This is a genomic window from Actinomycetospora sp. C-140, assembly GCF_054796175.1.
The window spans coordinates 1-22,311 of the sequence record NZ_JBTWNF010000033.1 but is presented as its reverse complement, the minus strand read 5'-3'; the positions used below and the strand labels follow the sequence as shown (position 1 = coordinate 22,311).

The 22,311-nt window shown below is 69.3% G+C and carries 16 protein-coding genes and 1 pseudogene; 12 read left to right on the top strand and 5 right to left on the bottom strand.

The features are described from left to right. Positions 1 to 218 precede the first annotated feature (218 nt). The 3 genes from ACR9E3_RS32105 to ACR9E3_RS32095 all read left to right on the top strand — a co-directional run bounded on the left by ACR9E3_RS32105 (position 219) and on the right by ACR9E3_RS32095 (position 4,747). Complete coding sequence (locus ACR9E3_RS32105) at positions 219 to 1,826, top strand: AMP-binding protein (protein WP_460385109.1); 1,608 nt, start codon at positions 219 to 221, stop codon at positions 1,824 to 1,826. Between the two features lie 276 nt (positions 1,827 to 2,102). After that, positions 2,103 to 3,611, top strand: coding sequence for a class I adenylate-forming enzyme family protein (locus tag ACR9E3_RS32100; RefSeq protein WP_460385108.1), 1,509 nt, complete (start codon positions 2,103 to 2,105; stop codon positions 3,609 to 3,611). Then, positions 3,608 to 4,747, top strand: coding sequence for a CaiB/BaiF CoA transferase family protein (locus ACR9E3_RS32095; RefSeq protein ID WP_460385107.1), 1,140 nt, complete (start codon positions 3,608 to 3,610; stop codon positions 4,745 to 4,747). Before ACR9E3_RS32100 ends, ACR9E3_RS32095 begins: the two co-directional genes overlap by 4 nt. Positions 4,748 to 4,772: 25 nt before the next feature. On the opposite strand, the gene ACR9E3_RS32090 is transcribed toward ACR9E3_RS32095, so the two are convergent. From ACR9E3_RS32090 to ACR9E3_RS32080, 3 genes are all read right to left on the bottom strand, one after another. Continuing rightward, positions 4,773 to 5,210 (bottom strand): Zn-ribbon domain-containing OB-fold protein, encoded by a 438-nt coding sequence (locus ACR9E3_RS32090; RefSeq protein WP_460385111.1) that lies wholly within the window; start codon positions 5,208 to 5,210, stop codon positions 4,773 to 4,775. Next, positions 5,210 to 6,523 (bottom strand): aromatic ring-hydroxylating oxygenase subunit alpha, encoded by a 1,314-nt coding sequence (locus tag ACR9E3_RS32085; RefSeq protein WP_460385106.1) that lies wholly within the window; start codon positions 6,521 to 6,523, stop codon positions 5,210 to 5,212. Before ACR9E3_RS32085 ends, ACR9E3_RS32090 begins: the two co-directional genes overlap by 1 nt. A 130-nt stretch (positions 6,524 to 6,653) precedes the next feature. Further along, positions 6,654 to 7,508, bottom strand: coding sequence for an SDR family NAD(P)-dependent oxidoreductase (locus ACR9E3_RS32080; protein ID WP_460385104.1), 855 nt, complete (start codon positions 7,506 to 7,508; stop codon positions 6,654 to 6,656). A gap of 95 nt (positions 7,509 to 7,603) precedes the next feature. On the opposite strand from ACR9E3_RS32080, the pseudogene ACR9E3_RS32075 reads away from it, so the two are divergent. Next, positions 7,604 to 7,819, top strand: a pseudogene (locus ACR9E3_RS32075) (hypothetical protein); the annotation flags it as partial. A 272-nt stretch (positions 7,820 to 8,091) separates the two neighbouring features. Next, on the top strand, positions 8,092 to 8,574 hold the full coding sequence (locus tag ACR9E3_RS32070; RefSeq protein ID WP_460385102.1) for a VOC family protein: 483 nt from the start codon (positions 8,092 to 8,094) through the stop codon (positions 8,572 to 8,574). A 382-nt stretch (positions 8,575 to 8,956) separates the two neighbouring features. On the opposite strand, the gene ACR9E3_RS32065 is transcribed toward ACR9E3_RS32070, so the two are convergent. Continuing rightward, the gene (locus tag ACR9E3_RS32065; RefSeq protein ID WP_460385101.1) at positions 8,957 to 10,147 is read right to left on the bottom strand and encodes an NDMA-dependent alcohol dehydrogenase; all 1,191 of its coding nucleotides are present in this window, start codon (positions 10,145 to 10,147) and stop codon (positions 8,957 to 8,959) included. A gap of 763 nt (positions 10,148 to 10,910) precedes the next feature. On the opposite strand from ACR9E3_RS32065, the gene ACR9E3_RS32060 reads away from it, so the two are divergent. From ACR9E3_RS32060 to ACR9E3_RS32030, 7 genes are read left to right on the top strand one after another with little or no spacing between them, the layout of a single operon-like run. Then, the gene (locus ACR9E3_RS32060) at positions 10,911 to 11,357 is read left to right on the top strand and encodes an AMP-binding protein (protein WP_460385100.1); all 447 of its coding nucleotides are present in this window, start codon (positions 10,911 to 10,913) and stop codon (positions 11,355 to 11,357) included. Between the two features lie 24 nt (positions 11,358 to 11,381). Further along, the gene (locus ACR9E3_RS32055) at positions 11,382 to 12,371 is read left to right on the top strand and encodes an NAD(P)H-dependent glycerol-3-phosphate dehydrogenase (protein WP_460385099.1); all 990 of its coding nucleotides are present in this window, start codon (positions 11,382 to 11,384) and stop codon (positions 12,369 to 12,371) included. Continuing rightward, the gene (locus tag ACR9E3_RS32050) at positions 12,368 to 14,203 is read left to right on the top strand and encodes a 1-acyl-sn-glycerol-3-phosphate acyltransferase (RefSeq protein WP_460385098.1); all 1,836 of its coding nucleotides are present in this window, start codon (positions 12,368 to 12,370) and stop codon (positions 14,201 to 14,203) included. Before ACR9E3_RS32055 ends, ACR9E3_RS32050 begins: the two co-directional genes overlap by 4 nt. Continuing rightward, the gene (locus tag ACR9E3_RS32045) at positions 14,200 to 15,654 is read left to right on the top strand and encodes an HAD-IB family hydrolase (protein WP_460385096.1); all 1,455 of its coding nucleotides are present in this window, start codon (positions 14,200 to 14,202) and stop codon (positions 15,652 to 15,654) included. Before ACR9E3_RS32050 ends, ACR9E3_RS32045 begins: the two co-directional genes overlap by 4 nt. Beyond that, a complete protein-coding gene (locus tag ACR9E3_RS32040) occupies positions 15,651 to 17,105 on the top strand; it encodes a wax ester/triacylglycerol synthase domain-containing protein (protein WP_460385095.1) in 1,455 nt (484 codons plus the stop codon). The genes ACR9E3_RS32045 and ACR9E3_RS32040 overlap by 4 nt, the downstream gene beginning before the upstream one ends. Beyond that, a complete protein-coding gene (locus ACR9E3_RS32035; RefSeq protein WP_460385093.1) occupies positions 17,102 to 17,974 on the top strand; it encodes a lysophospholipase in 873 nt (290 codons plus the stop codon). Before ACR9E3_RS32040 ends, ACR9E3_RS32035 begins: the two co-directional genes overlap by 4 nt. Position 17,975: 1 nt before the next feature. Then, complete coding sequence (locus ACR9E3_RS32030) at positions 17,976 to 18,875, top strand: alpha/beta fold hydrolase (protein WP_460385092.1); 900 nt, start codon at positions 17,976 to 17,978, stop codon at positions 18,873 to 18,875. Positions 18,876 to 19,162: 287 nt separating this feature from the next. Here the strand turns inward: ACR9E3_RS32030 and ACR9E3_RS32025 are convergent, their stop codons facing one another. Continuing rightward, positions 19,163 to 22,102 carry a BTAD domain-containing putative transcriptional regulator gene (locus ACR9E3_RS32025; RefSeq protein WP_460385091.1) on the bottom strand — a complete coding sequence of 980 codons (2,940 nt, stop codon included), beginning with the start codon at positions 22,100 to 22,102 and terminating at the stop codon, positions 19,163 to 19,165. Between the last annotated feature and the right edge of the window lie 209 nt (positions 22,103 to 22,311).

Below are 22,311 nucleotides of genomic sequence, written 5' to 3'. Positions count from 1 at the left end.
TGAAATCGATCACCCGGTCCGGGGGACGCGTCACCGCAGGCCGCCGTGCATCCGCGGCGCTCTCCAGATCAGTTTTCCCTGGAGCACTCCACGATGTAGTCATACTGTCTACACTACTCGGAACCGCCGTCGAGTCCAAGGAGCGACCCGAGGGCGAGGCATGTTGCTCGGCGCGCGGGGCGCAACGCCGGGCCGTCGTCACGGCGAGGTGGAGGACCATGATCAGCGCGACTCGACTCGACCGGAAGCGGATCGAGGAGAACCGCTCGACGGGCGCGTGGTCCGCGGAGCTGCTCTCCGACCACGTCGACCTGGTCGCCCGCTCGACCCCCGACCGTGTGGCCATCGTCGACGGTGACCGGTCGACCTCCTACGGCGAACTCGCCGAGATGATCCGCACCGCCACCTCCGGGCTCCGACGCCTCGGTGTCGGCCCGGGTGACGTCGTCGCCTGGCAGCTCCCCAACTGGATCGAGGCGGTGGTCGTCCACCACGCGACGATTCGCCTGGGAGCCGTGTCCGGTCCGATCATCCCCATCTATCGGGAGCGCGAGGTCGCCTTCATCCTCGAACAGTCCCGCGCCCGGGTCCTCGTGGTCCCGTCGACCTTCCGGGGTCACGACTACGTCGCGATGATCGACGCGCTGCGGCCGGACCTGCCGGATCTCGCCCACGTCGTCGTGGCGCGTGCTGGGGAGGACCGCCCGGACGGCTTCGACGCGCTACTGGGCGGGCCGGCCGCCGAACTCGCGCCGCCGCCGCCTGGCACGGCGGACGACGTCGTCCTGCTCCTCTACACATCCGGGACAACGGCCGACCCGAAGGGCGCACTGCACACGCACGAGACCCTCGGGTACGAGGACCGCTCGATCATCGACCTGTTCGACCTCGGCCCCGACGACGTGGTGTTCATGCCATCACCGCTCCCCCACATCACGGGAGTGCTGTACGGACTGCATCTGCCGTTCATGCTCGGGACGACACTGGTGCTCCAGGACGTTTGGGATCCCGCCCGGGCCCGGACGGCGATCGACCGGCACGGGTGCACCTTCATGATCGCCGCGACCCCTTTCCTGCACGGCCTGGTGCACGGCGGGGACGACGAGCACCGCCAGCTCCCCACGCTGCGCGTCTTCGGCTGCGGTGGGGCCGACGTCCCCCCCGAGCTCATCCGACAGGGCGAACGCCTGCTCGGAGCGACCTGCACACGGGTGTACGGCTCCACGGAGTTCCCGACGCTCTCGGCGAGCAACGACGGCGACCCGCTGGAGCGACGGGCCACGACCGACGGCCGGATCATCGGGCTCGCCCGGGCACGCGTCGTCGACGAGGACGACCGCGATCTCCCGCCCGGCACCGCCGGCAGTCTGCTGGTCCGTGGGCCGGAGCTGTTCGTCGGCTATCTCGACGCGAAGCTCAACGACGAGGCGTTCACGACCGAGGGGTGGTTCCGGACCGGCGACCTCGCGACCGTGGACACCGACGGCTTCGTCACCATCACGGGCCGCCAGAAGGACATCATCATCCGCGGCGGGGAGAACATCTCCGCAAAGGAGATCGAGGACCTGCTCTTCGAGCACCCCGGGGTGGCCGACGTCGCGATCGTCGGGGCACCCGACCCGGTCCTCGTCGAACGGGTGTGCGCGTTCGTCGTGGCGCAGGACGGGCGGTCCACGCTGAGCCTCGGTGACCTGACGTCGTTCCTGACATCACGCCACATCGCTCGTCAGAAGCTCCCGGAACGCCTCGAGCTGGTTCCCTCGCTACCGAGGACGGCCAGCGGAAAGGTCCAGAAGTTCCGCCTCCGGGACGCACTCACTCCGTGACCGGGCTCGTTCCCGGCGGGGTGCGAGAGTTCCCGCACCCCCGACGGGGCCCGGCCACGACCCCCCGCGGCCGCTGCTCGAGGAGAGACGCCTGGCTCCAACAGCCATGTCTTTCCTCGCCGGTCGACCGAACCCGCTGGACACGCCGGACCCTGTGTCCGAGGGGCCGGACACGGGCCTTCAGTGAGAGGCTCGACACACCAGGTGCAAACTGTCTACAGTAGTCGCACCTGACTCCACGGTGTTGTGCAAAGGAACGCTATGCTGACTGATTGGGTGGCCCGGCAGTCGATCGTCCGAGCCGACGAGATCGCGCTCGCTTCGGCCGAACCGGACGCGACCGGGCCGACGGTGACGTGGTCGCAGCTCGAGGAACGCACCGGGCGGCTCGCGGCCTGGCTGCAGGCGGCCGGCGCCCACCCGGGTGACCGGATCGCGATGCTCGCCGACAACGACCCTCGGATTTTCGAGCTGCAGTTCGCGTGTATGCGTCTCGGGGCTGTTTTCGTTCCCCTCAGCTGGCGGCTAGCGATGCCCGAGCTCAAGGAGCTCGTCGCCGACTGCACCCCGGTCGTGCTCGTGACGTGCGACCAGTGGGCCGAGGCCGGGGACGAGCTGGCGGGCTCCTCCATCGTCCGCCTCACGTGGGGCGACTCCTCGAGCAGCTACGAGCAGGCACTGGCCGACCAGACGAATCCGCTCCGGAGGAGCACGCTCGACCCGGACGCGGTGACCCACGTCCTCTACACCTCCGGGACCACCGGGCGACCGAGGGGAGTCATGTGCACCAACAGGAACTTGACGAACCACGCCAACAATTTCGCGCACGCGGCCCGCGCTGCTGACCGGTACGCTCATGCCCTCAATTTCCTACCGATGTTCCATGCGGGAGGGCTGAACACCCTGAACAACGCCATTCTGTACTGGGGTGGCCGCGTGACGACGATGAACCGCTTCGATCACCGGTTGGCGCTCCGTCTGCTCACGGACGCCGAGTTCGGCGCGACCCATTCGGCCGCGGTGCTCCAGAACCTCGAGCGGATGATGGAGCTGCCCGAATTCGAGGAGGCGACGTTCCCCACGCTGCACACCATGGTCACCGGCGCCTGGGGCCCAGCAGCTCCCGGCGTGTACCGCGCGTGGAGCGAACGCGGGTTGTTCCTGCGTCTGGGCTACGGCGGATCGGAGCTGGGACCCCACGTCGCGATCGTGCAGACCGACGACCCCACCGCCGCCGACCGCGCAACGTCGGGGCCCGTGTTGCCGCACCACGACGTCCTCATCTCAGACCCCGACGGTGGCGAGTGCGCGCAGGGCGAGGTCGGCGAGATCCTCGTCCGCGGCCCGGGTGTCACCCCCGGCTACTGGAATCTCGACTCGACGCCCTTCTTCACCGACGGGTGGTTCCGCACCGGCGACGCCGGCGTCATCGACGAGTTCGGCGAGCTGCACATCGTCGCCCGGCTCAAGGAGATGTACCGATCTGCCGGCGAGAACGTCTACCCCGCCGAGGTGGAGACCGTGCTCCTGGGGATGGACGGGATCGCCGACGTCGGGGTGGTCGGGATACCTCACGAGCGGTGGGGTGAGACGGGGCTGGCCGTGGTGGTCCCCGAGGAGGGCCGAGAGATCACACTCGCGGCCGTTCGCGAGTTTGGCGCGGAACGCATCGCACGGTTCAAGCTGCCCTCGGAACTCCTCATTGTGGACGAGCTCCCACGCAGCGTGACGGCGAAGGTCTCCCGTCACGAGCTCCTCAGGCTCTGGGAGGAGCGCTTGTCGTGACCGGACCGCTCGCCGGTGTGCGCGTCCTGGAGCTCGGCGGTATCGGACCGGCTCCGTTCGCCGCCCTGCAGCTCGCCGGCATGGGCGCGGACGTCGTCCGTGTGGACCAGGTCGATGCGGCCCGCGATCCGCTCGCCCCGCCGCTCCTGCTCGCACAGGGAAAGAGGTCCGTAGCGATCGACCTCCGTACTACGGAAGGCCGGGACCTCGTTCTCGACCTGGCCGCTACGGCCTCGATCATGCTCGATCCCTTCCGACCCGGCGTCGTCGAGCGGCTCGGGGTGGGGCCGTCCGACTGCCACGCCCGGAATCCTGCGCTGGTCTACGGGCGGATGACCGGTTGGGGGCAGGACGGACCCTGGGCCGACGCCGCCGGCCACGACGTCAACTACATCTCCCTGACCGGGGCGCTGCACGCGATCGGGCGCGCCGACCAGCCGCCGACCATCCCCTTGGCGCTCGTCGGGGATCTCGGAGGCGGGGGGATGTTCCTGGTCGCCGGCGTCCTGGCTGCCCTGTGGGAGTCGGCGCGCACCGGGCGGGGCCAGGTGATCGACGCCGCCATCGTCGACGGCGCCGCCGCGTTGATGGAACCGTTCTTCCAGTTCGCCCGCGACGGTTCGTGGTCCCAGGAGCGCGCCAGCAACATGGTCGACTCCGGACTCCCGTGGTACGACGTCTACGAGACGGCCGATGGCGGTTTCATGTCCGTCGGTGCGCTCGAGTCGAAGTTCTACGACCTCTTCGCGAGCGAGCTCGGCCTGACCCCGAACGACGGCTCGCGCGACGATCCGGCCTCCTGGCCCCGACTCCGGGCGGCCATCGCGGCCCGTTTCCGCAGCGAGTCACGCGCCCACTGGGAGACCGTCTTCAGTGGGACCGACGCCTGTGTGGCCCCGGTTCTGTCGATGTTGGAGGCGGCTGCCCATCAGCAGGTGGCGGCTCGCGGCACGGTGCGCCCCGACGAGGACGGGCTCCCCATGAGCGCTCCCGCTCCCCGCTTCGTCGGGCGTCCCTCCCCCGCGCTGCCACCTCGGCCACCAGCCGGAGCGCACACCCGCGAGGTGATCGAGACCTGGGGAAGTCGCCGGGACGTCGAGGACCTCGTGCGACGCGGCATCGTCGTCCAACGCTGAGGTCCCGCGGCACGGAGCCCACCGGTCAGCCGGCAGTCCGATCGCTCCGCGCGGCGTGACCGAGGACGTGGAAGTACGGGACCGCGATGGCGTCCTCCCGCTGCTCGAAACGCACTTCGATCTCGTCCCCGATCGACGGGCGTGGTGCATCGTCGTCATGCGGGAGTCGACCCACCGCCAGTGGTCCCTCCTGGAGCCGGGCCACGGCCAGGAACAGCGGGAGGGGCACGTCGAGGTCGGGATCGAAGCTCCGGTTCACGCGTGTCAGGGACACGAGGACGCCCCGTCCCTCAGCGTCGATGTACTCCAGGTCCGCGGTGCTTCCACAGTGCTTGCAGGCGATCAGCGACGGCTCGTTGTTCGTCTGGCACGTGCGGCATCTCTTGAGCAGATAGTGGCCGTCGCCCGCCGCCTGGTTGAAGCGTTCGGTATCCGGATCGTGGCCTGCCGGCTCCGGGCTCATCACGGCCGGCCGCCCGACTGCGCGGCCTCGCGCCGGCTCATCAGTGCGCGATACGTCCGCCAGATCGCGCGCAGCGACGTCTCGTCGCCGCCGTGGGGAGAGGATGTCGACCCGTCCTGTTCGACGGTCACCTCGCGCTCGAGTCCGCGGGAGAGATCGAGAGCGGCGGGTGCGACGGTGTGGAGGGCGAGCTGGTTCCGTTCCCCGATCTCGGCATCGTCCGCGACGATCATGCCGGCGGGCCCCATGGCGGCTGAACACTGTTGCGCCGTGCGGCGGTTCAGCTCCGGAGCCCCCGAGAGGAAGACCGGGGTGGTGAACGCCGTCGACTCCTCGGCCCCGACCGGGTCGATCACCATGACGTTCATCTGCGAGAGGAAGAGGTTGGGGAAGACCATCACGTGCGGCGGTCCGTCGACGAGGACCTGCTCGCTTCGTGCTGCACCGTACTTCTCGGCCATCCGAGGCACGTAATCGCCGAGCTTGGCAGGGTTCGTGACTCCCGACCAGTGGAGCGGCTTGCCGATGCGACGGTACTGCCGGCGGAAGTCGATCTCGGTGTGACCCATGCCGAGGTCGACGACCGAACAGTCCTCCTCCGATTCGAACGCACCGGGGACCGCTTCGAGCAGTGACCGGTGGACGAAATTGATGTGGTAGTTGTCGACGTTGCTCTCCACGACCATCTTCCAGTTGCAGTGCAGCTTGTGCCCCACCCATCCGCCGGACAGAGAGACCCGGCCGTCCGGGGACAGGGAGAGCAGCCGGTCGATCGCCGGCCGGATGGGACGCACGTAATCGTCGAAGGTCGGCGCGGTCGGGTCGTCCTCGAAGCGGCAGAACACGAACCCGCCGTACGACCGGGTCTCGGCCGGTCGGCTCAGGCCGAGTGCTGCCCGCTTGCCGCCGATGCGCTCGCCGTAGGCATCCGGACGCGGGACCGCACGCAGCGCTCCGTCCATCCCGAAGGCCCAGCCGTGGTAGGCACAACGCAGCGAGCGCGACTCTCCCGACGCCTGCATGCACACCAGGTTCCCGCGGTGGCTGCAACGGTTGAAGAACACCGACACCTGATCCGCCGGGTCCCGGGTCATCACGAGTTCCTGTCCGGCCACCTTCTTCCGACAGAAGGATCCCGGGGTGGCGACCTCGCTCTCGTGCCCGACATACACCCATGTCGTGCGGTAGATGAGATCCATCTCCTCCCGGAACAGGTCCTGGTCCCAGTAGAGGGAGGGCGGAACACTGCTCTCGGAGATCTCGGAGAGGGTCGCGGCAACCGCACCGCTGTGGACGGAGTTCTCGACGGTCATGTTGTCCTCAATCCGCGCATGGTCTTCACGGTGCGGCCCGCGTGACCCGACGTCCCTACTCACTACACCTGCTGTCGGCGGTAGCGGTCGAGGGATCCGGCGCCCTCGCCCGCACTCACGAACGACCTCGTCAGGTGCCGTAGCCCGGCACCGTCGCGGACAGGGCCGCGGCCACGCGCGGGTCGGGCACACCGCGTCCCCCCGAGGCCCGCCAACCGCCATCGACACTGAGGTTCGCCCCGGTGATGTAGCTCGCGCCGTCGCCGGCGAGGAACAACGCGGCGCTGACGACGTCCTCGGCGCGCCCGACACGGGGGACCACCCCGCAGGCGATGAGCTCGGACGCCATCGCGTTGTCGCCGCTCTCTCCGATGAAGGGAACGAGCTGTGGGGTGAGGACGACCCCGGGTGACACCACGTTGACCCGGACGTTGAGCGGTGAGAGCTCGATCGCGGCCACTTCGGTGAAGCGGATGACCGCCGCCTTGGTCAGACAATGGACCATGGAGCCCGGGAGGTTCCCCGGCTGGGACGTCCCCAGGATGCCCGCGATGGATCCCACGTTGATGATGCTCCCGCCGCCTCGACGCCGGAACCGCGGGACGGCATGCTTGGTCGCGAGGAAGACCGTCGACACCTCTGCTCGCAGCGAGAACTCGAAGTCCTCGTAACTCTGCTCCTCGATCGTCCCCTTCCGGAAGACCCCGGCGTTGTTGTAGAGGATGTCGATGCCGCCGTAGGTCTCCTCGGCCGTCGCCATGACCCGTTCCACCTCGCTCTCGTCGAAGAGATCGAGAGGTTGCAGGCCGGTCATCTCGCCGCCCTGGGACTCGACCAGGTCCACGGTCTCGAGGTTCCCGTCGACCTTGAGGTCGCAGCCGACGATCTTGGCGCCCTCACGGGCGAAGGTCAGGGCGGCCTCGCGTCCCATCCCTCCCCCGGTGCCCGTGATGACCGCGACCTTGCCCTGCAGTTGTCCAGACACCAGAAGCTCCCGTTGCCGCCGTTGTTCGTCCATCTACTACGTGGCCGGCCGACGTCAGGAGTGCTCTTGACGTCCCCTTGGCTAGTCCAACACAGGTGTATACAGTCGCACCAGACCCCATCGACCGCCAATCCGCGACGCAGGGAAACCACGATGGTCCCTCCGTACGGCCGGGGTTACACCTTGATCGGGACCCCCAGCCGACCGTCGAGCAGTGGCGCACCTACGGCGCGAACGTCATCGGACTCATGCCCGGGGACACCGCCCCCGGCGTCCTGCGATTCCGGATGGACGACCGGCTCAGCCGCATCGTCGTCCAGCCCAACGACACACCCTCCTTCACCCTGGGCTGGGAATACCCCACCGAGAAGACCTGGGAAGAAGCCCTGACCCGCCTCCAGGACGCCGGCGTCAAGATCGAGCCGGTGGATGCGGAGGGTCTCGCGCTGCGCGGCGCCACCAAGGCGTACCGGTTCCAGGACCCCGCCGGCGTGCACAGCGAAGTGTTCTACGGCGGCCACATCGAACCCGTCCGACCTTCATCTCCCCCATCGGCGTCCGGTTCGTCACCGGCGACCAGGGCATGGGCCACGCCACCCTCATCGTCGGCAAAGCCGAAGAAGAAATCGCCTTCTACCAGGACGTCATGGGCATGCACCTGCGGGAGACGACCTTCCAGAAAACCGCCTTCTTCGGCGTCAACCCCCGCCAGCACAGCCTCGGCATGCTCGGCGTCCTGCCCGACGACGCCCCGCCACAGCTCATGCACCTCATGATCGAGGTCGACGACATCGACGACGTCGGCCGCGCCCAGGACAAATGCCTCGACGGCGCCGGACCGGTCAGCATCAGCATGGGCAAGCACTGGAACGACCACGTCGTCTCCTTCTACACCCAGACCCCCTCCGGCTGGGACATCGAGTACGGCGCCGGCGGCCGCCGCGTCGACGACACCGCCGACTGGAGCCAGGTCCACCAGGCCGGCGTCCCCGGCGCCAGCGTCTGGGGCCACCGCGTCGTCCTCCCCGACGGCTCACTCGGACCCAACGTCGGAAACCAACTCTGACTGCAGCCACGACGATCGAGCGAGGAGAGGGTTGAGAGGTCTGCCTGGCGCGACGAGCAGGAAGCCACTGGAGCACGTCGAAGCTGCTCCAGTGGCGTTCTTCCCGCGTCAGGCCGGGAGGACCCGAGCACGATGCCCTCCGGACCCGATGCGGCCGTTCACTGGGTGCGTGACAGCACCAGGTGTCGCGGCCGTACGCGACTCACGCGCACCGCAGCAGGATGCTGGTCGATCCCGGACCGTCGCACGAGGAGGTCCGGGAGGGGCGTGCCTCCGTCCCGCCGCACACAACCGCGCCCCCGAGCTGCGCCATCGGGGGCGCCGTGGTGGCCGTCGGTCCTGCGCAGGACCGGCGACGATCCGTCGAGGCGGTATCCCCGGTTCAGAGGGACGGGTCGAGGACGACCAGTCCTCTGATGTTCTTGGCCGCCAGCATGTCCTCGTAGCCCTGGTTCAGCTCGTCGAGCTCATAGGTTCGAGTGATCATCTCGTCGAGCAGAAGCTGACCGTCGAGGTAGAGCTGGCAGAGCTTCGGAATGTCCACCCTCGGGTTCGCGGAACCGAACAACGTCCCGACGAGCGACTTCTGCCAGAGGGTCATCTCCATCAGGCCGAGCGTGACCTTGGTTTCGTGCATCGGGGTGATCGCGGTGAGGACGAGCTTGCCGCCCTTGGACACCAGCGACATGGCGTCGCCGAGTTCGTCTCCGTGGTTGAGACCCACGGTCACCACGACCTTGTCCGCCCCCTGGCCGTTGGACATGGGTGCAATGATCGCGCGGGCCTCCTCGGTGCTCCGGGCCACGTGCGTGGCGCCGAAGGTCGTGGCCGACTCCCGCTTGAAGTCGGAGGGATCGACGACGACGACGGCTGATGCACCCGCGATGCGGGCTCCCTGGACCGCGGACGTCCCGATCCCGCCCATCCCGATGACGACCACGATGTCGCCCGGCTCGACGTCGCCCGCGTACACCGCCGAAGCCCATCCGGTGGTGACGCCGCACCCGAGCAGCGCCGCCTGCCGCAGCGGCATGGTTTCCGGGATCTTGACGACCGACGACTCGTGCACCGTCACGTACCTGCTGAAGGTCCCGAGCTGACAGGCGCGCCCGAGGTTCTGCCCGCGCGCCTTCGCACGGTAGGTGCCGTCAGCGATGGCGGCCCCGGTCATGAGTTGGGCACCGAAGTCGCACAGGTTCTGTTGGCCCCGCGAGCAGAACTTGCAGCGACCACAGGCGGGGATGAAGGCGAGGACGATGTGATCGCCTTCTTCCACCGACGTGACCCCCGCTCCCACCGCGGTGACCACTCCGGCGCCCTCGTGCCCACCCACGAGCGGGAGCTCGGAGGGCATGTCCCCGGTCCGGAGGTGGTCGTCCGAGTGGCAGAGTCCGGTCGCGGCCAGCTTGACCTGGACCTCCCCCGGCACCGGGTCACCGAGCTCGATCTCCTCGACGGACCAGGGCTCTCCGATCTTCCAGAGCACTCCTGCTTCGGTCAGCACGACGGCAGCTCCGATCTCGATGGGTCCAGCCCGGTGGCGCACCGGGCCCGCCCCTGCGGCGGGCGTCACATGCCTGGCAGCCTCCCCCGCGAGCGTTATCGCCCTCGTTACCGACGAGCCCTGCCGCGCGGAGGACCGGCTCATCCCGGCGGTACATGTGGCTCCGGGAGAACGCTCCCTCGGCTCGGCAGGAGCGCTCCCAGTGGAAGCCGGTGGTCGGGTGCTCAGCACCCTGCCGAGACCCGGTCCCCCACCGGCTCACGCACCCAGTGCGCGGCCGTCCACCAGGAGCCGGCGCGCGTCGCCCGGCTCGAGTCCGAGCTCCTCGAGCGACGCCACCGCCCGCCGATAGGTGGCCAGGACCGAGCTCTCGCTCCCGATCCGGCGCTCGATCTGGGCGAGCAGCCGGTAGGCGGGGTCACTGAAGCGGTTGAGGGCCGGCGCAGGTTCTCGAGGACCGACGCCGAGAGCTCACGGAAACGAGCGGTCCCGTGCGTCAGACGCATCGCGTTCAGACCGTTCACCACCGCCAGGTTCGAGACCGCGCACTTCACCCGCGGATCGATGGCACTCAAGATCAGGACATGCCCACCGCTGTAGGAGATACCCCAGACACCGACACGATCCCGATCAAGCTCCGAGCGCGACTCGACACAGGTGATCGCATCCCGACAGTTCTCGATCTGTGCTGACGCGGAGCGCCCTCACTCTCACCGAGGTTCTCGTCGTCGAAGATCCGGAATACGCACGACCCGCGCGAGTCTCGACAGTCTGACATCAACTGTCTACAGTATTCCTGTCACCCGACTCCGCGATGATGCGAAGGAAAGCCATGCTGACTGACCGGGCGAGCCGACGGTCGACCGTTCAAGCTGGCGAAATCGCACACATCCCGGTCGAACCGGACGCGGCTCAGTCGACGGTGACGTGTTCGCAGCTCGAGGAACGCGCCGGGCGGCTCGCGGCCCGGCTGCAGGCGACCGGCGCCCACCCGGATGACCGGATCGCGATGCTCGCCGAGAACGACGCACGGATCTTCGACCTGCAGTTCGCGTGCGTGCGTCTCGGGGCCGCTGAGCGTGACCGCGAAGGTGTCACGTTCGGAGCTCGTCAAACCTGTGGGAACAGCGCAGGTCGTGACCGGGCAGCTCGCCGGCATGCGCGTCTCGAAGCTCGGCGGTTATCGGGCCGGCTCCGTTCGCTGCCCTGCAGCTCGCCGGCACAGGCGCAGGTAGGCGGCGTCTCGAAGAGAACGTTGTCCGGATCATCACGGAAATGAGGGGCGATGGTTGCGATCCCAGCGGTGTCGGTCATCGGCGCGGGGTCGTGGGGGACGACCGTCGGGTCGATCGTCGCCGGGAACACGCCGACCACCTTGTGGGCGCGCAACTCCGACACGGCGCGGGAGGTGTGCGACTGGCATACCAACGAGCGTTACCTCGACGACCTCCCGCTCGACCCGCGGCTGACGGCCACGGCCGATCCACGGGAGGCCGCGCGGTCGGCTGACGTGATCCTCATGGCCGTGCCGTCGAGCGGGTTCCGGGCCGTCCTGAGCGACCTGGCACCGTATCTGCGCCCGTGGGTCCCGATCGTCAGCCTGACCAAGGGCCTCGAGACCTCCTCGCGCCTGCGCATGACGCAGATCGTCGCCGATGTACTGCCTGGTCATCCGGCCGGCGTGCTGAGCGGCCCCAACATCGCCGTCGAGGTGGTGCAGGGTCTGGCGGCGGCCGCCGTCATCGCCATGCCGGACGAACGCCTCGCCGCCGCCTTGCAGCGTGTCATCCACAGCCGGATGTTCCGCGTCTACACGACGACGGACGTCATCGGTACGGAGCTGTGCGGCGCCCTGAAGAACGTCGTGGCCATCGCCGCCGGCATGGCCCAGGGTCTGGGCGCCGGTGACAACACCCGCGCCACGGTCATCGCCCGGAGCCTGGCCGAGATGACCCGCCTCGGCGTCGCGATGGGCGGGCGCCCGGAGACCTTCGCCGGCCTTGCCGGCATGGGCGACCTCATCGCCACCTGCATGAGTCCCTACAGCCGCAACCGCCAGGTCGGCGAGCAACTCGCGCGCGGCCTCACCATCGAGGAGATCAACCGAGACATGAAGATGGTCGCCGAAGGCGTCAAGACGTCCGCAGTGGTCAACGATCTCGCCGAGCAGTACGGCATCGATATGCCGATCTCGCGTGAGGTGTACCTGGTGACGCACGGCCACCAGCCGCCGAGCCGCGCCTTCCGCGGCCTCCTGAGGTCCATGCCGACGACCGAGGCGGCGGCGGGGTGAGCCTCACGAGTCGCCCGGATGCCGCGTCGGCGATCCTGCCCGAGCTCGTCCGGCCGGACCTGCGATCCGATCCGCGGTTCGAGTCCGCGCTCCGGGACATCGCCGATCAGCTCGGCGAGGACATCAGCGTCGTGCGGGCCCGCGCTGACAAGTATCTGAAGGAGATGGCGGCGACCCATGGCCGAGTCGCCGTCAACACCTTCAACCGCTTCGGGAACTTCCTGCTGCGCGCCTACGAGATCGGTATCGACAAGGACCGGCTCGAGGCGCTGCGTGTCCTCAACCGGAGGCATGCGCTCGTCTTCCTGCCGAACCACCGGTCCTACCTCGATCCGTTCGTCACGCGGTCGACGCTGCTCGCGAACGGCTTCCCGTCGAACCACTGCTTCGCCGGCGACAACATGTCGTTCTGGCCGATGGGTGAGTGGACCCGCCGCACCGGGAACATCATCCTTCGCCGGTCGATCGGCAACGACCCGCTGTACAAGTTCGTACTGCGCGAATACATCGGCCAGCTCATCCGGCAGCGACAGAACCTCGAGTGGTACATCGAGGGCGGCCGCACCCGCACCGGCAAACTCCGGCCACCGAAGTACGGGCTGCTGACCTACCTCGTCGACGGCTTCGAGGGCCTGCCCAGCGATGTCGACATGTACCTCGTACCGATGTCGATCGTGTACGACGGGCTGCCCGAAGTCACGGCGCTCATCAGCGAGCAGCAGGGATCGACGAAGAAGCCGGAATCGTTCAGCTGGCTGCTGAACTTCCCGCGATCCGCCGGCCAGGGCTTCGGCGCGGTTCACCTGTGCCTGGGCGAACCGCTGTCCCTGCGCGCGGCCCTTGCGGCGGCGGACGCGTCGAGCCAGTCGGAGGAAGGGCGGCAAGCTCGGCTCCGGATCGAGAAGGTGGCGTTCGAGGTAAGCCACCGCATCAACCAGGCGACGCCGGTCACGCAGACGGCTCTCGTCACCCTGGCCCTGCTCGGCGTCGACGACCGGGCGTTGACCCTGCCGGAGATCCGCCGCGTCGTCGCGCCCTACCTCGACTACTTCGCCCGCCGGAAGATCGTCGTGACCGGTGACCTGTCCGAGACGTCCGAGCTGCGCAGGACCCTCGACTGGTTGACCGAACGTGGCATCGTCCTGGCGTACGACGGCGGCCTTGAGCCCGTCTGGGGCATCTCGCCCAACCGTCACCTCGAAGCGGCCTTCTACCGCAACAGCCTCGTGCACCTGCTCGTCGACCGGGCGGTCGTCGAGCTCGTCCTGGCAAGCGCGGCGAACGGGACCATCGTGACGGAAGCCGACGCGTGGGACGAGGCGCTCCGGCTGCGCGACCTGTTCAAGTTCGAGTTCTTCTTCCCCGACAAGCAGGCGTACCGGGAGAACCTGGAGAGCGAACTGGCGCTCATCGACGAGGGCTGGGCGCAGCGCATCACGGATCCCGACCGTGCCCGCCGGATGCTCGCCCAGGCCGAACCGCACCTCGCGCACCGCGTACTCGCGTCGTTCGTCGAGATCTATGCCGTCGTCGCCGACCGGCTGGCCACGACGCCGCCCGACGCCACGATCGACGTCAACGCGTTTGTCCTGGAGTGCTTCGGCGTGGCCCGCCAGCGCCTGATGCAGCACCGACTGCGCACCTCGGACTCCGTCTCGACCGAAGTGGTCCGGACCGCCCTGCAGGCGGCCGCACACCGCCAGCTGCTCGGTGCCGGTGGTCCGGAACTCTCGCGGCGCAGGCAGGAGTTCGCGCGCGAGCTCGGCGCACTGCGCGCTCGCCTCGCCGAGATGGCGCAACTTGCGCGCGAGCAGGAAGAGGCCCAGCAGTGATCGACCTGACTTTCGACGAGGGGCTGCATCGGATCGCCGACGCGCCGGCCGGCCCACAGGTGGCCGCGTTCTTCGATCTCGACGGCACGATCGTCGACGGGTTCACCGCCGCGGCGTTCTATGCGCACCGATTGCGCAACCGTCAGGTGGGCCCCGCGGAACTGCTGCGAACCTTGGGACTGGTCGCCGACACGAAGCTCGGCGGAGACCAGGGCAGGCTCGGCGATGTCGGGGTGTCGGGCCTGCGCGGCCAGACCGAAGAGGATCTGGTCGAGTTGGGCGAGCGGTTGTTCGTCCAACGCACCGGCGGCACCATCCGCTCGCAGGCCCGCGAACTCGTGCGCGCGCATCAGCGGCGTGGTCACACCGTGGTCATCGCGTCGTCAGCCACCCGCTTCCAGGTCGACCCGATCGCCCGTGACCTGCGGATCGAGTCCATCCTCTGCTCCGAGGTGGAGGTCGAGGACGGCCTGCTGACCGGCCGCTTCGTCGGCGGCATGATGTGGGGCGAGGCAAAGGCCCGAGCCGTGCGCGAGTTCGTGCGCCAGCGACGCAAGGAACAGGCGATCGATCTGCGCTCCAGCTTCGCGTACGGCAACGGCGACGAGGATGTGCCGTTCCTGTCCACCGTCAGCATGCCGACCGCGGTCAACCCGGCGAACTCCCTGCAGCGCGTCGCCGAGCTGAAGGGGTGGCCGGTGCTGCAGCTGGATAGCGGTCGACGCGGTGGCCTGTGGGCAGCGGTCGGGACAGTAGCGGCCATCGGAAGTCTGAACCTCGGCCTGGGCACCGGGCTCGCCGTCGGCCTGCTACGGGGCGACGAGCGCCTCGGCAACGAGCTGGCCACCTCCCTCGGCTTTTCCATGTTCCTCGCGACCGCAGGCGTGCGTGTCGAGGTCGTGGGCGCGCACAACCTCTGGGCGGCCCGCCCGGCCGTCTTCGTCATGAACCACCAGAGCGGGCTGGACGCGATGGTCGTCAGCCACCTGCTGCGCCAGGGGTTCAGCGGCCTGGGCAAGAAGGAGGCCCGGTACTTCCCGCCCACGTACCTGATGGGCCGCGCGCTGAATGCCGTGTTCATCGACCGGTCCGACCCCGAGGCCGCTCGTGCGCGACTGGAGACCTTGGAGGAACGATTGCGCGACGGCACGTCGGTGTTCGTCGCGCCTGAGGGCACGCGCAGTCCCACGCCGACGCTGGGACGGTTCCGCACCGGGGCCTTCCGGGTCGCGATCAAGGCCGGGGTCCCGGTCGTGCCGGTCGTGCTGCGCAACGCGTACGACCTGATGCCCGGAGCCGCCAAGACGATCCAACCGGGGACGGTGGACGTCGCCGTCCTGCCGCCCGTCGACACACGCGACTGGTCGTTGGACTCCGTGCGGCAGCACGCGGACGACGTGCGAAAGCTGTTCGAACACACACTGGACGTCTGGCCGGAGAAGATCGCATGACCACTTCCCCGAACGGACGCTCGGACTCGGCCGAGGCGATTCTCGCCGCGTGGGGCGGCGATTCGCGGATGAGCGACCTCGAAGCCCTCATGTGGCGCGGCGAGCGGCACCCGGAGTTCTCCTCGCGCGGCATCATCATCGAGATCCTGGACTCGGTGCCGGACTGGGCTCGGTTCCGCGCGGGGCACGAACGCGGCGTGGCGGCCGTCCCGCGACTACGCAGCCGAGTCGTCGAACCCGCCGTGCCCACGGGTACGCCGATGTGGGTCGAAGACCCGTCGTTCGATCTCGACAACCACGTCCGCCGGCTTTCACTGCACGAGCCGGCTGGCGAGCGGGAGCTGCTCGCCTTGGCACGCACGATCGCGTTCGAGCCGATGGACCTCACCCGCCCGCTGTGGTCAGGCACCTTGGTGGACAACCTCTCCGGGGGGCGCGCTGCCTACGTTCTCAAGGCGCACCACTCGCTGATGGACGGCGCCGCCATGATCGCGTTGTTCTCCGCCATGCACAGCGACCACGCCGAGCCGTCGGGCTGGCCGACGGTGACGGCCCGCGAGCCGCAGTCAGGTCCACTCGGACCGCAGGCGCTCGCGCTGCACGACGCGATCGACGGGCTGCGTCGGGCACCCGCCCGTGCCGCCGGCCTCGTCATGGCCGTTGGGCGGACTGTTCGAGCGCCGGGTGCGATCGTCGAGTTCGCCGGCTCGATGCGCCGGGTCCTGTCACCGCCTGCTGGCACGAAGCCTTCCCCGCTGACGGCTCTGCAATCGAGCCGAGACTGGCGCTACGGGCTTCTCGAGTGCTCGCTGGCGGACCTCAAGGCGGCCGCCCGGGTCGCCGAGGCGTCGGTGAACGACGCCTACATCGCCGGCCTGCTCGGCGGGTTGCGCCGATATCACGAGGCGTTGGGCATCGTGCTCGGCGACATCCCGATGGCGATGCCCGTGTCCATCCGGCGACCGGACGACGGACCCGGAAACAACCACTTCAGCGCAGCCTTGCTCCCCGGACCCGCCGGCGAGGCCGACCCGGTCGAGCGCATGGCTGCCATCCGCGCCGCCGTCCTATCGGTGCGCGTCGAGCCCGCCATCGACGTGCTCGGCGCCATTGCGCCCGCATTGAGACGAGTACCCGGAATGCTGCTCGGGCTCGCGCTCGGAGCGACCCCCCGGGTCGATCTCACGGCGAGCAACGTACCCGGCATGACCGCGCCGGCCTACGCTGCCGGCGCGCGGGTCGACCGGATGTACGTGCTCGGCCCGCTGCCGAATGCGTCCCTGTTCGCGACGCTGGTGTCCTACGTCGGCACCTGCTGTATCGGTCTCAACGCCGACGGCGCGGTGTTCAGCGATGTCGAGCTGCTGTGGCGCTGCATGCGTGACGGCTTCGACGAAGTCCTCGCCCTCGCCGGACCGGAAGCACGAGTACCCGAGGAGATCCGCACATGAGCGAAGGCACGACCGACATCGCCGAGGACACCCGTCGCCCGCACGGTTTCCTGCCGGGCGCGGACGGCGTCGCGCTCTTCTGGCGCGCCTGGCTGCCGGACCCCGACGTGGGGCCGCTGCGGGCGTCGGTCGCCCTGGCGCACGGCGGCATGGAGCATTGCGGCCGCTATGACCATCTGGGCACTCGGCTGGCCGCTGCCGGCATCGCCGTGTACGCCGTCGATTTCCGCGGCCACGGACGCTCGTCCGGACGGCCGGGCCAGATCGGGCGGATGTCCCGTCTCGTCGACGACCTGGGCCGGCTACGCGGCAAGCTCGCCGCCGACCAGCCGGAGCACGCGTGGTTCCTTGTCGGGCACAGTCTCGGAGCCATGGTGGGGCTCGAATACCTGCTCACCGACCGCCCGAAGCCGGTCGGAGCAGTGCTCTCCGGCACCGGCATCGATGTCTCGGCCATACCCACGACGCAGGCGCGCGTGGCCCGCGCGCTGTCCGCTGTGGTGCCAGGCCTCGGCCTCGTCGAGCTCGACAGCTCGCTCATCAGCCGAGACCCGTCGGTCGTGCAGGCCTACGACGACGACCCGCACGTGTTCCGCGGCAAGGTGCCGGTGCGCACGGCCGCCGAACTCCTGGCCAGCGCCGCGCGGGTGACTCGTCGATTGGACGAGATCACGGTGCCGCTCCTCATCTTGCACGGAGGAGACGACCGCGTTGCGTCCCCGGCGGGCGCCCGGCTCGTACACGATCGCGTCAGCTCCGGGGACAAGAGCCTGTCCATCCGTGACGGTCTCTATCACGAGATCTTCAACGAACCCGAGCGCGATGACGTCATCGATGCCGTCATCGCCTGGATCACGGCGAGGATCTGACATGCGGTCGGCGCGCGCCGACGGCAACCAGGCCTGGCGTGGCGCCGAGTGGCGCGACCAACTCCGGGATGCGGTGATCGCCGGGCGCCGGATGCGCTACCTCGACGTCGGGGACGGACCGGTGCTGCTGCTCGTCCACGGGCTCGGCGCATCATGGAACGTCTGGTACCGGGCCATTCCCGACCTGGTCCAGGACTACCGGGTCATCGCGGTGGACCTTCCGGGGTTCGGCCGTTCGGAACCCTTGGAGCGGGCTGTCAACGTCGGTTCCTACGCTGAGGCGTTGCTCGGACTGCTCGACCACGTCGACGTCGACCGAGTACTCGTCGTGGGGCATTCGTTGGGCGGACTGATCACCCAGCGACTCGCGACCCTCGACCCGGTTCGCGTCGTCGGTCTGGTGCTCGTCTCGACCAGCGACGGTCGGCTGGAGCCGCACCAGGAGATCGCCTTCCGTGCAGCGGTCGCTGTCGCCCGGGCATTGCGCGTGCTGGCGCCGCCGCAGTTCGTCCTACGTCCGGCGATCACCATGCTGGTCGCCGTGGGCCCGGTGCGCCGCCGCCTCCTCGCCAGGGTCGTGCACGACCCCGGCAGTATTCCGCACGAACTCGCGGCACACATGCTGATGGCGGTGTACCGGTCGCCCGCGCTGGGCCACGCCGTACGTGCCGCCTTGTCGCACGTCGACCGTCTCGACCCTCGGGCGGTCGACACCCCGACGCTGATCATCTCTGGCGAGCGGGACCGCATACTGCCGTCTGCTTCGACGCATCGCCTCGCGCAGGACATTCCGAATGCGACGCACGAAGTGTGGGACAACGTGGGACACCATCCGATGTTGGAGCGGCCAGAACGGTTCAACTCCCGTCTCAGAGCGGCGGCACGGGAGATGCTCGGATGATCCGATCGACGCCGGCGTGCTCGTGCACGGGTCCGCAGCTGCGTGGGATTTCTGGCAGGGCGTGATCCCGGCTGTCGAAGGACTTCCGAGTCATCGCGCCCGGGCTCCCGGGTTCTGGTGGTTCGGCGGAGCTGGCCCGCAGGCCCCGCGAAGACCGTCACATCGCGCTGGCCCGGTGGGCCCCAGGAGGACCTCGGTTTCGTCATTCCCACCCGTGCACCAGCGATCTCGATGGAAGCCGGTGGTCGGGTGCTCAGCACCCTGCCGAGACCCGGTCCCCCGCCGGCTCATGCACCGAGTGCGCGGCCGTCCACCAGGAGCCGGCGCGCGTCGCCCGGCTCGAGTCCGAGCTCCTCGAGTGACGCCACCGCCCGTCGATAGGTGGCCAGGACCGAGCTCTCGCTCCCGATCCGGCGCTCGATCTGGGCGAGCAGCCGGTAGGCGGGGTCGCTGAAGCGGTTGAGGGCCAGGAGTGCCTCGCACTCGTCTCTCGCCCGCTCGAGCTCGGCGGCCTCGATCAGGAGACGGACGAGCTCGAGTCGGGCCTCCTCCTGGACGATCTCGAGGTGGTTGCGGCGTTCCTCGACCCAGATGAGGTTGCTGCTCGCGAGATAGGGCCCCTCGACGAGATCGAGCGCAGCTCGCAGGCGTGCGATCCGCTCGGGACCGACGGCCGAGCTCGCCGATCCCACCAGCGACTCGAACCGCAGGTCCGCCGCCTCGACCACGACATCGCCGGGGAGGCCGACCGTGTTCTGCTCCCCCCGTGCCAGCGACAGCCCGGTGAGCTGCTTGAACTTGAAGGCGACCTGGCGGAAGTGATTGCCTCCGTTGCGTAACGTGGCGTCGGGAAACAGGGCTGACTGCAGGCGTCCGCGGTCGACACCGTGGGGATGCAGCACGAGGTAGGCGAGCAGCTCGACGATCTTCAGTCGCCCGATGTTCTGCGCGACGCCGGCGACCACGATGTCCCGGTGCGTTCCGAAGGGCTGCAGCACGAGGTGTGCCTGCCGGCCCACGACGGGGTCGGCGACGGGACGCGCGGACGGCGACACCAGCAGGCGACGCCAGCGCAGGCCCGGCTCCGGTCCGCCCTCTCGGTCGAGGACGTCGGGGAGGGCACGCACGGCGGTGAGGATCCCGGCGAAGCTGCCCGTCGTCGTCGAGCTCTGGTAGGCGATGTCTGCCGCCTCTCGCGCGGCCTCGAGCCTGCCGCAGCGCGCTTCCGCCTCGGCCAGGCACACCGCTGCCAGGGGCAGGAAGAGTCGGCGCCTCGCCCCGCTCATCGACCGGACGCTCGCGCCGAGAAGGGAGCGGGCCGTCTCGGTCTCTCCGGCCTTGAGGAGCGCGAGGCCATGGAACGCCTGCGCCCACTCCCGGAGAGCGATGTGCCCGGCCGCGGTCGTCTGCTCGACGCTCTGTCGGAGCAGCGCTGTCGCGTCCTCCAGGCGTCCGAGCTGCAGCAGAACCAGGCCCGAGAACACCTGATAGGCCGGGCGGAGGTGGAAGTTGCTGTGCCGGCTGTCGGTGAGCGCGGCCTCGATGGCGTCCAGCGCACGCCGCGGGTCACCGCCGTAGAGCAGCAGGAAGGACTCGATGAACCGTGAATGCGGCCGGGCCCGGACCTCGGGAGGGACGCGCCGCCAGAGAGCGCGCGCGGTCTCGAGGTCGCCCAGCAGCGTCGGTGCGAGGATGACGTTGGGGTTGAGGACGGGGACGTGGAGGTCGTCAGGGATGTACTTCCGCAGGTCCCCGACCCGCCCCTGCAGGAACAGGGTCCACGTCATGACCCGCTCGACGTCCGCCCAGTCCGTGCCGAGCCGTGGCGTGGCCGGCACGACGTCGCCGCACACCTCGACCATGTAGGCGACGACGTCGGCGCGGAAGTCCCCCTGGTAACGCTGCAGGAGGCTGCGCGCCTCGGCCGGCCGTGCCTGGAGCGCCCAGGCCGCGACGGCCAGCAGGGCAGGATCCGCTTCTGTCGCGGCTCGCAAGGTGCCGGATCGGTCGAGGAGCCGAACCGTCTCGATCGTCTCCTCGAATCGACGGCAGCCGAACATCGCGCGCACGGTGGCCGCGAGCAGGACCGGGTGGCGCTCGATGCGGTCGGGACCGAGGCGGTCGGACCACCGCGTGAACGTCGCCCAGTCCGCTCGCTCGCACAGGCCCGGCGCCGCCCGCTCCGCCGTGCCGGCTGCCTGGTCGAGAGCGCCGACGGACAGGTAGGCCTCGGTCGCGTCCTCGTGCTGGCCGCCCGCCGCCAGGTGCGTCGCGTAGCGCAGGACGAGTTCCTCGTAGCGCCCCGGGTCCCTGGCCAGTAGCTCACGGTGCAGGAACGAGCGGAACAGCGCGTGATACATGATGGTGCCGTCGGTGGTCGTCGTCGCGGGCAGGTGTCGACCTCGGATCGAGTCCCACAGGCCGTGGACGTTCCTCCCGCACAGCGCCGTCGCGATGTCCCGCGTCACGACGCGCGGGATGGAGCTGTCCAGCAGGAACTCGCGCTCGTCGTGAGGCAGCCCCACGAGCAGGTCGTCCATGATGGCCCACGGCAGGTCCTTGACCGTGTGGTGGTCACTCAGCCCGTACCGGTGGCCGAACGCCGCCCCGGCCGTCCAACCACCGGTCGCAGCCATCACCGCGTCCGCGTGTTCCGGGGACACCCCGAGCAGGTCGGCAAGCTGCGAGTTCTCGTCGACGGTCAGGCGCAGATCGTCCCCGTCGACGATCTGGACCTGCTCCCCGAGCATCCTGCGTCGTAACGGTCCGGCGAGGCCTCCGCGGGTCAGGAGCAGGATCCAGAGGTTCTCGGGCGTGTACTCGACGAAGGTGTCGAGGACCGCCAGCGCCTCCGCCGAGGCCTCCACGTGCTCGCACTCGTCGACGACCAGCAGAGCCGGTGTCGCCGGGACGGCGTGGGCCACGTGGGCCGCGCTCTCCTCGACGACGAAGTCGACGCGGACGGACGTTTCCGCCACGAGTCCGGCTTCCGGACGGCGACGGGCCCGGAGGGCTCCCGCGAGGGCGCTGACGAGGCGGGGGCCGGACTTCTCCACGCTGCTGAGCGTCACCCAGTGCACGGGCCGCCCACACGTCTCCGCGTACAGCTGGGCCTGCACCGTCTTGCCCGACCCGGGCGCGGCGGTCACGGCCACGACCCGCGACCCGTGGAACAGCGCATCGAGCTGTCGGTCCAGTCGCGGCCGGCGCAGGACATAGCGCGGCATGCCGGGCACACGGAGCTGACGGGGAGGAATCGATTGCGGCACGAGAACGTGTGAGGCACTCCGCTCGGAGCCACGCACACCATTGGTCGTCGGCACACCCGCTCCTTCCCGCGGACCTGTTCCGTGCACTCCGCGGAGACCGGACACGGAATACTCGTCACTGTCGCTCCGTCGGCGCGGAGCCGGATCATCGGTCGTGGAGGAGGTGC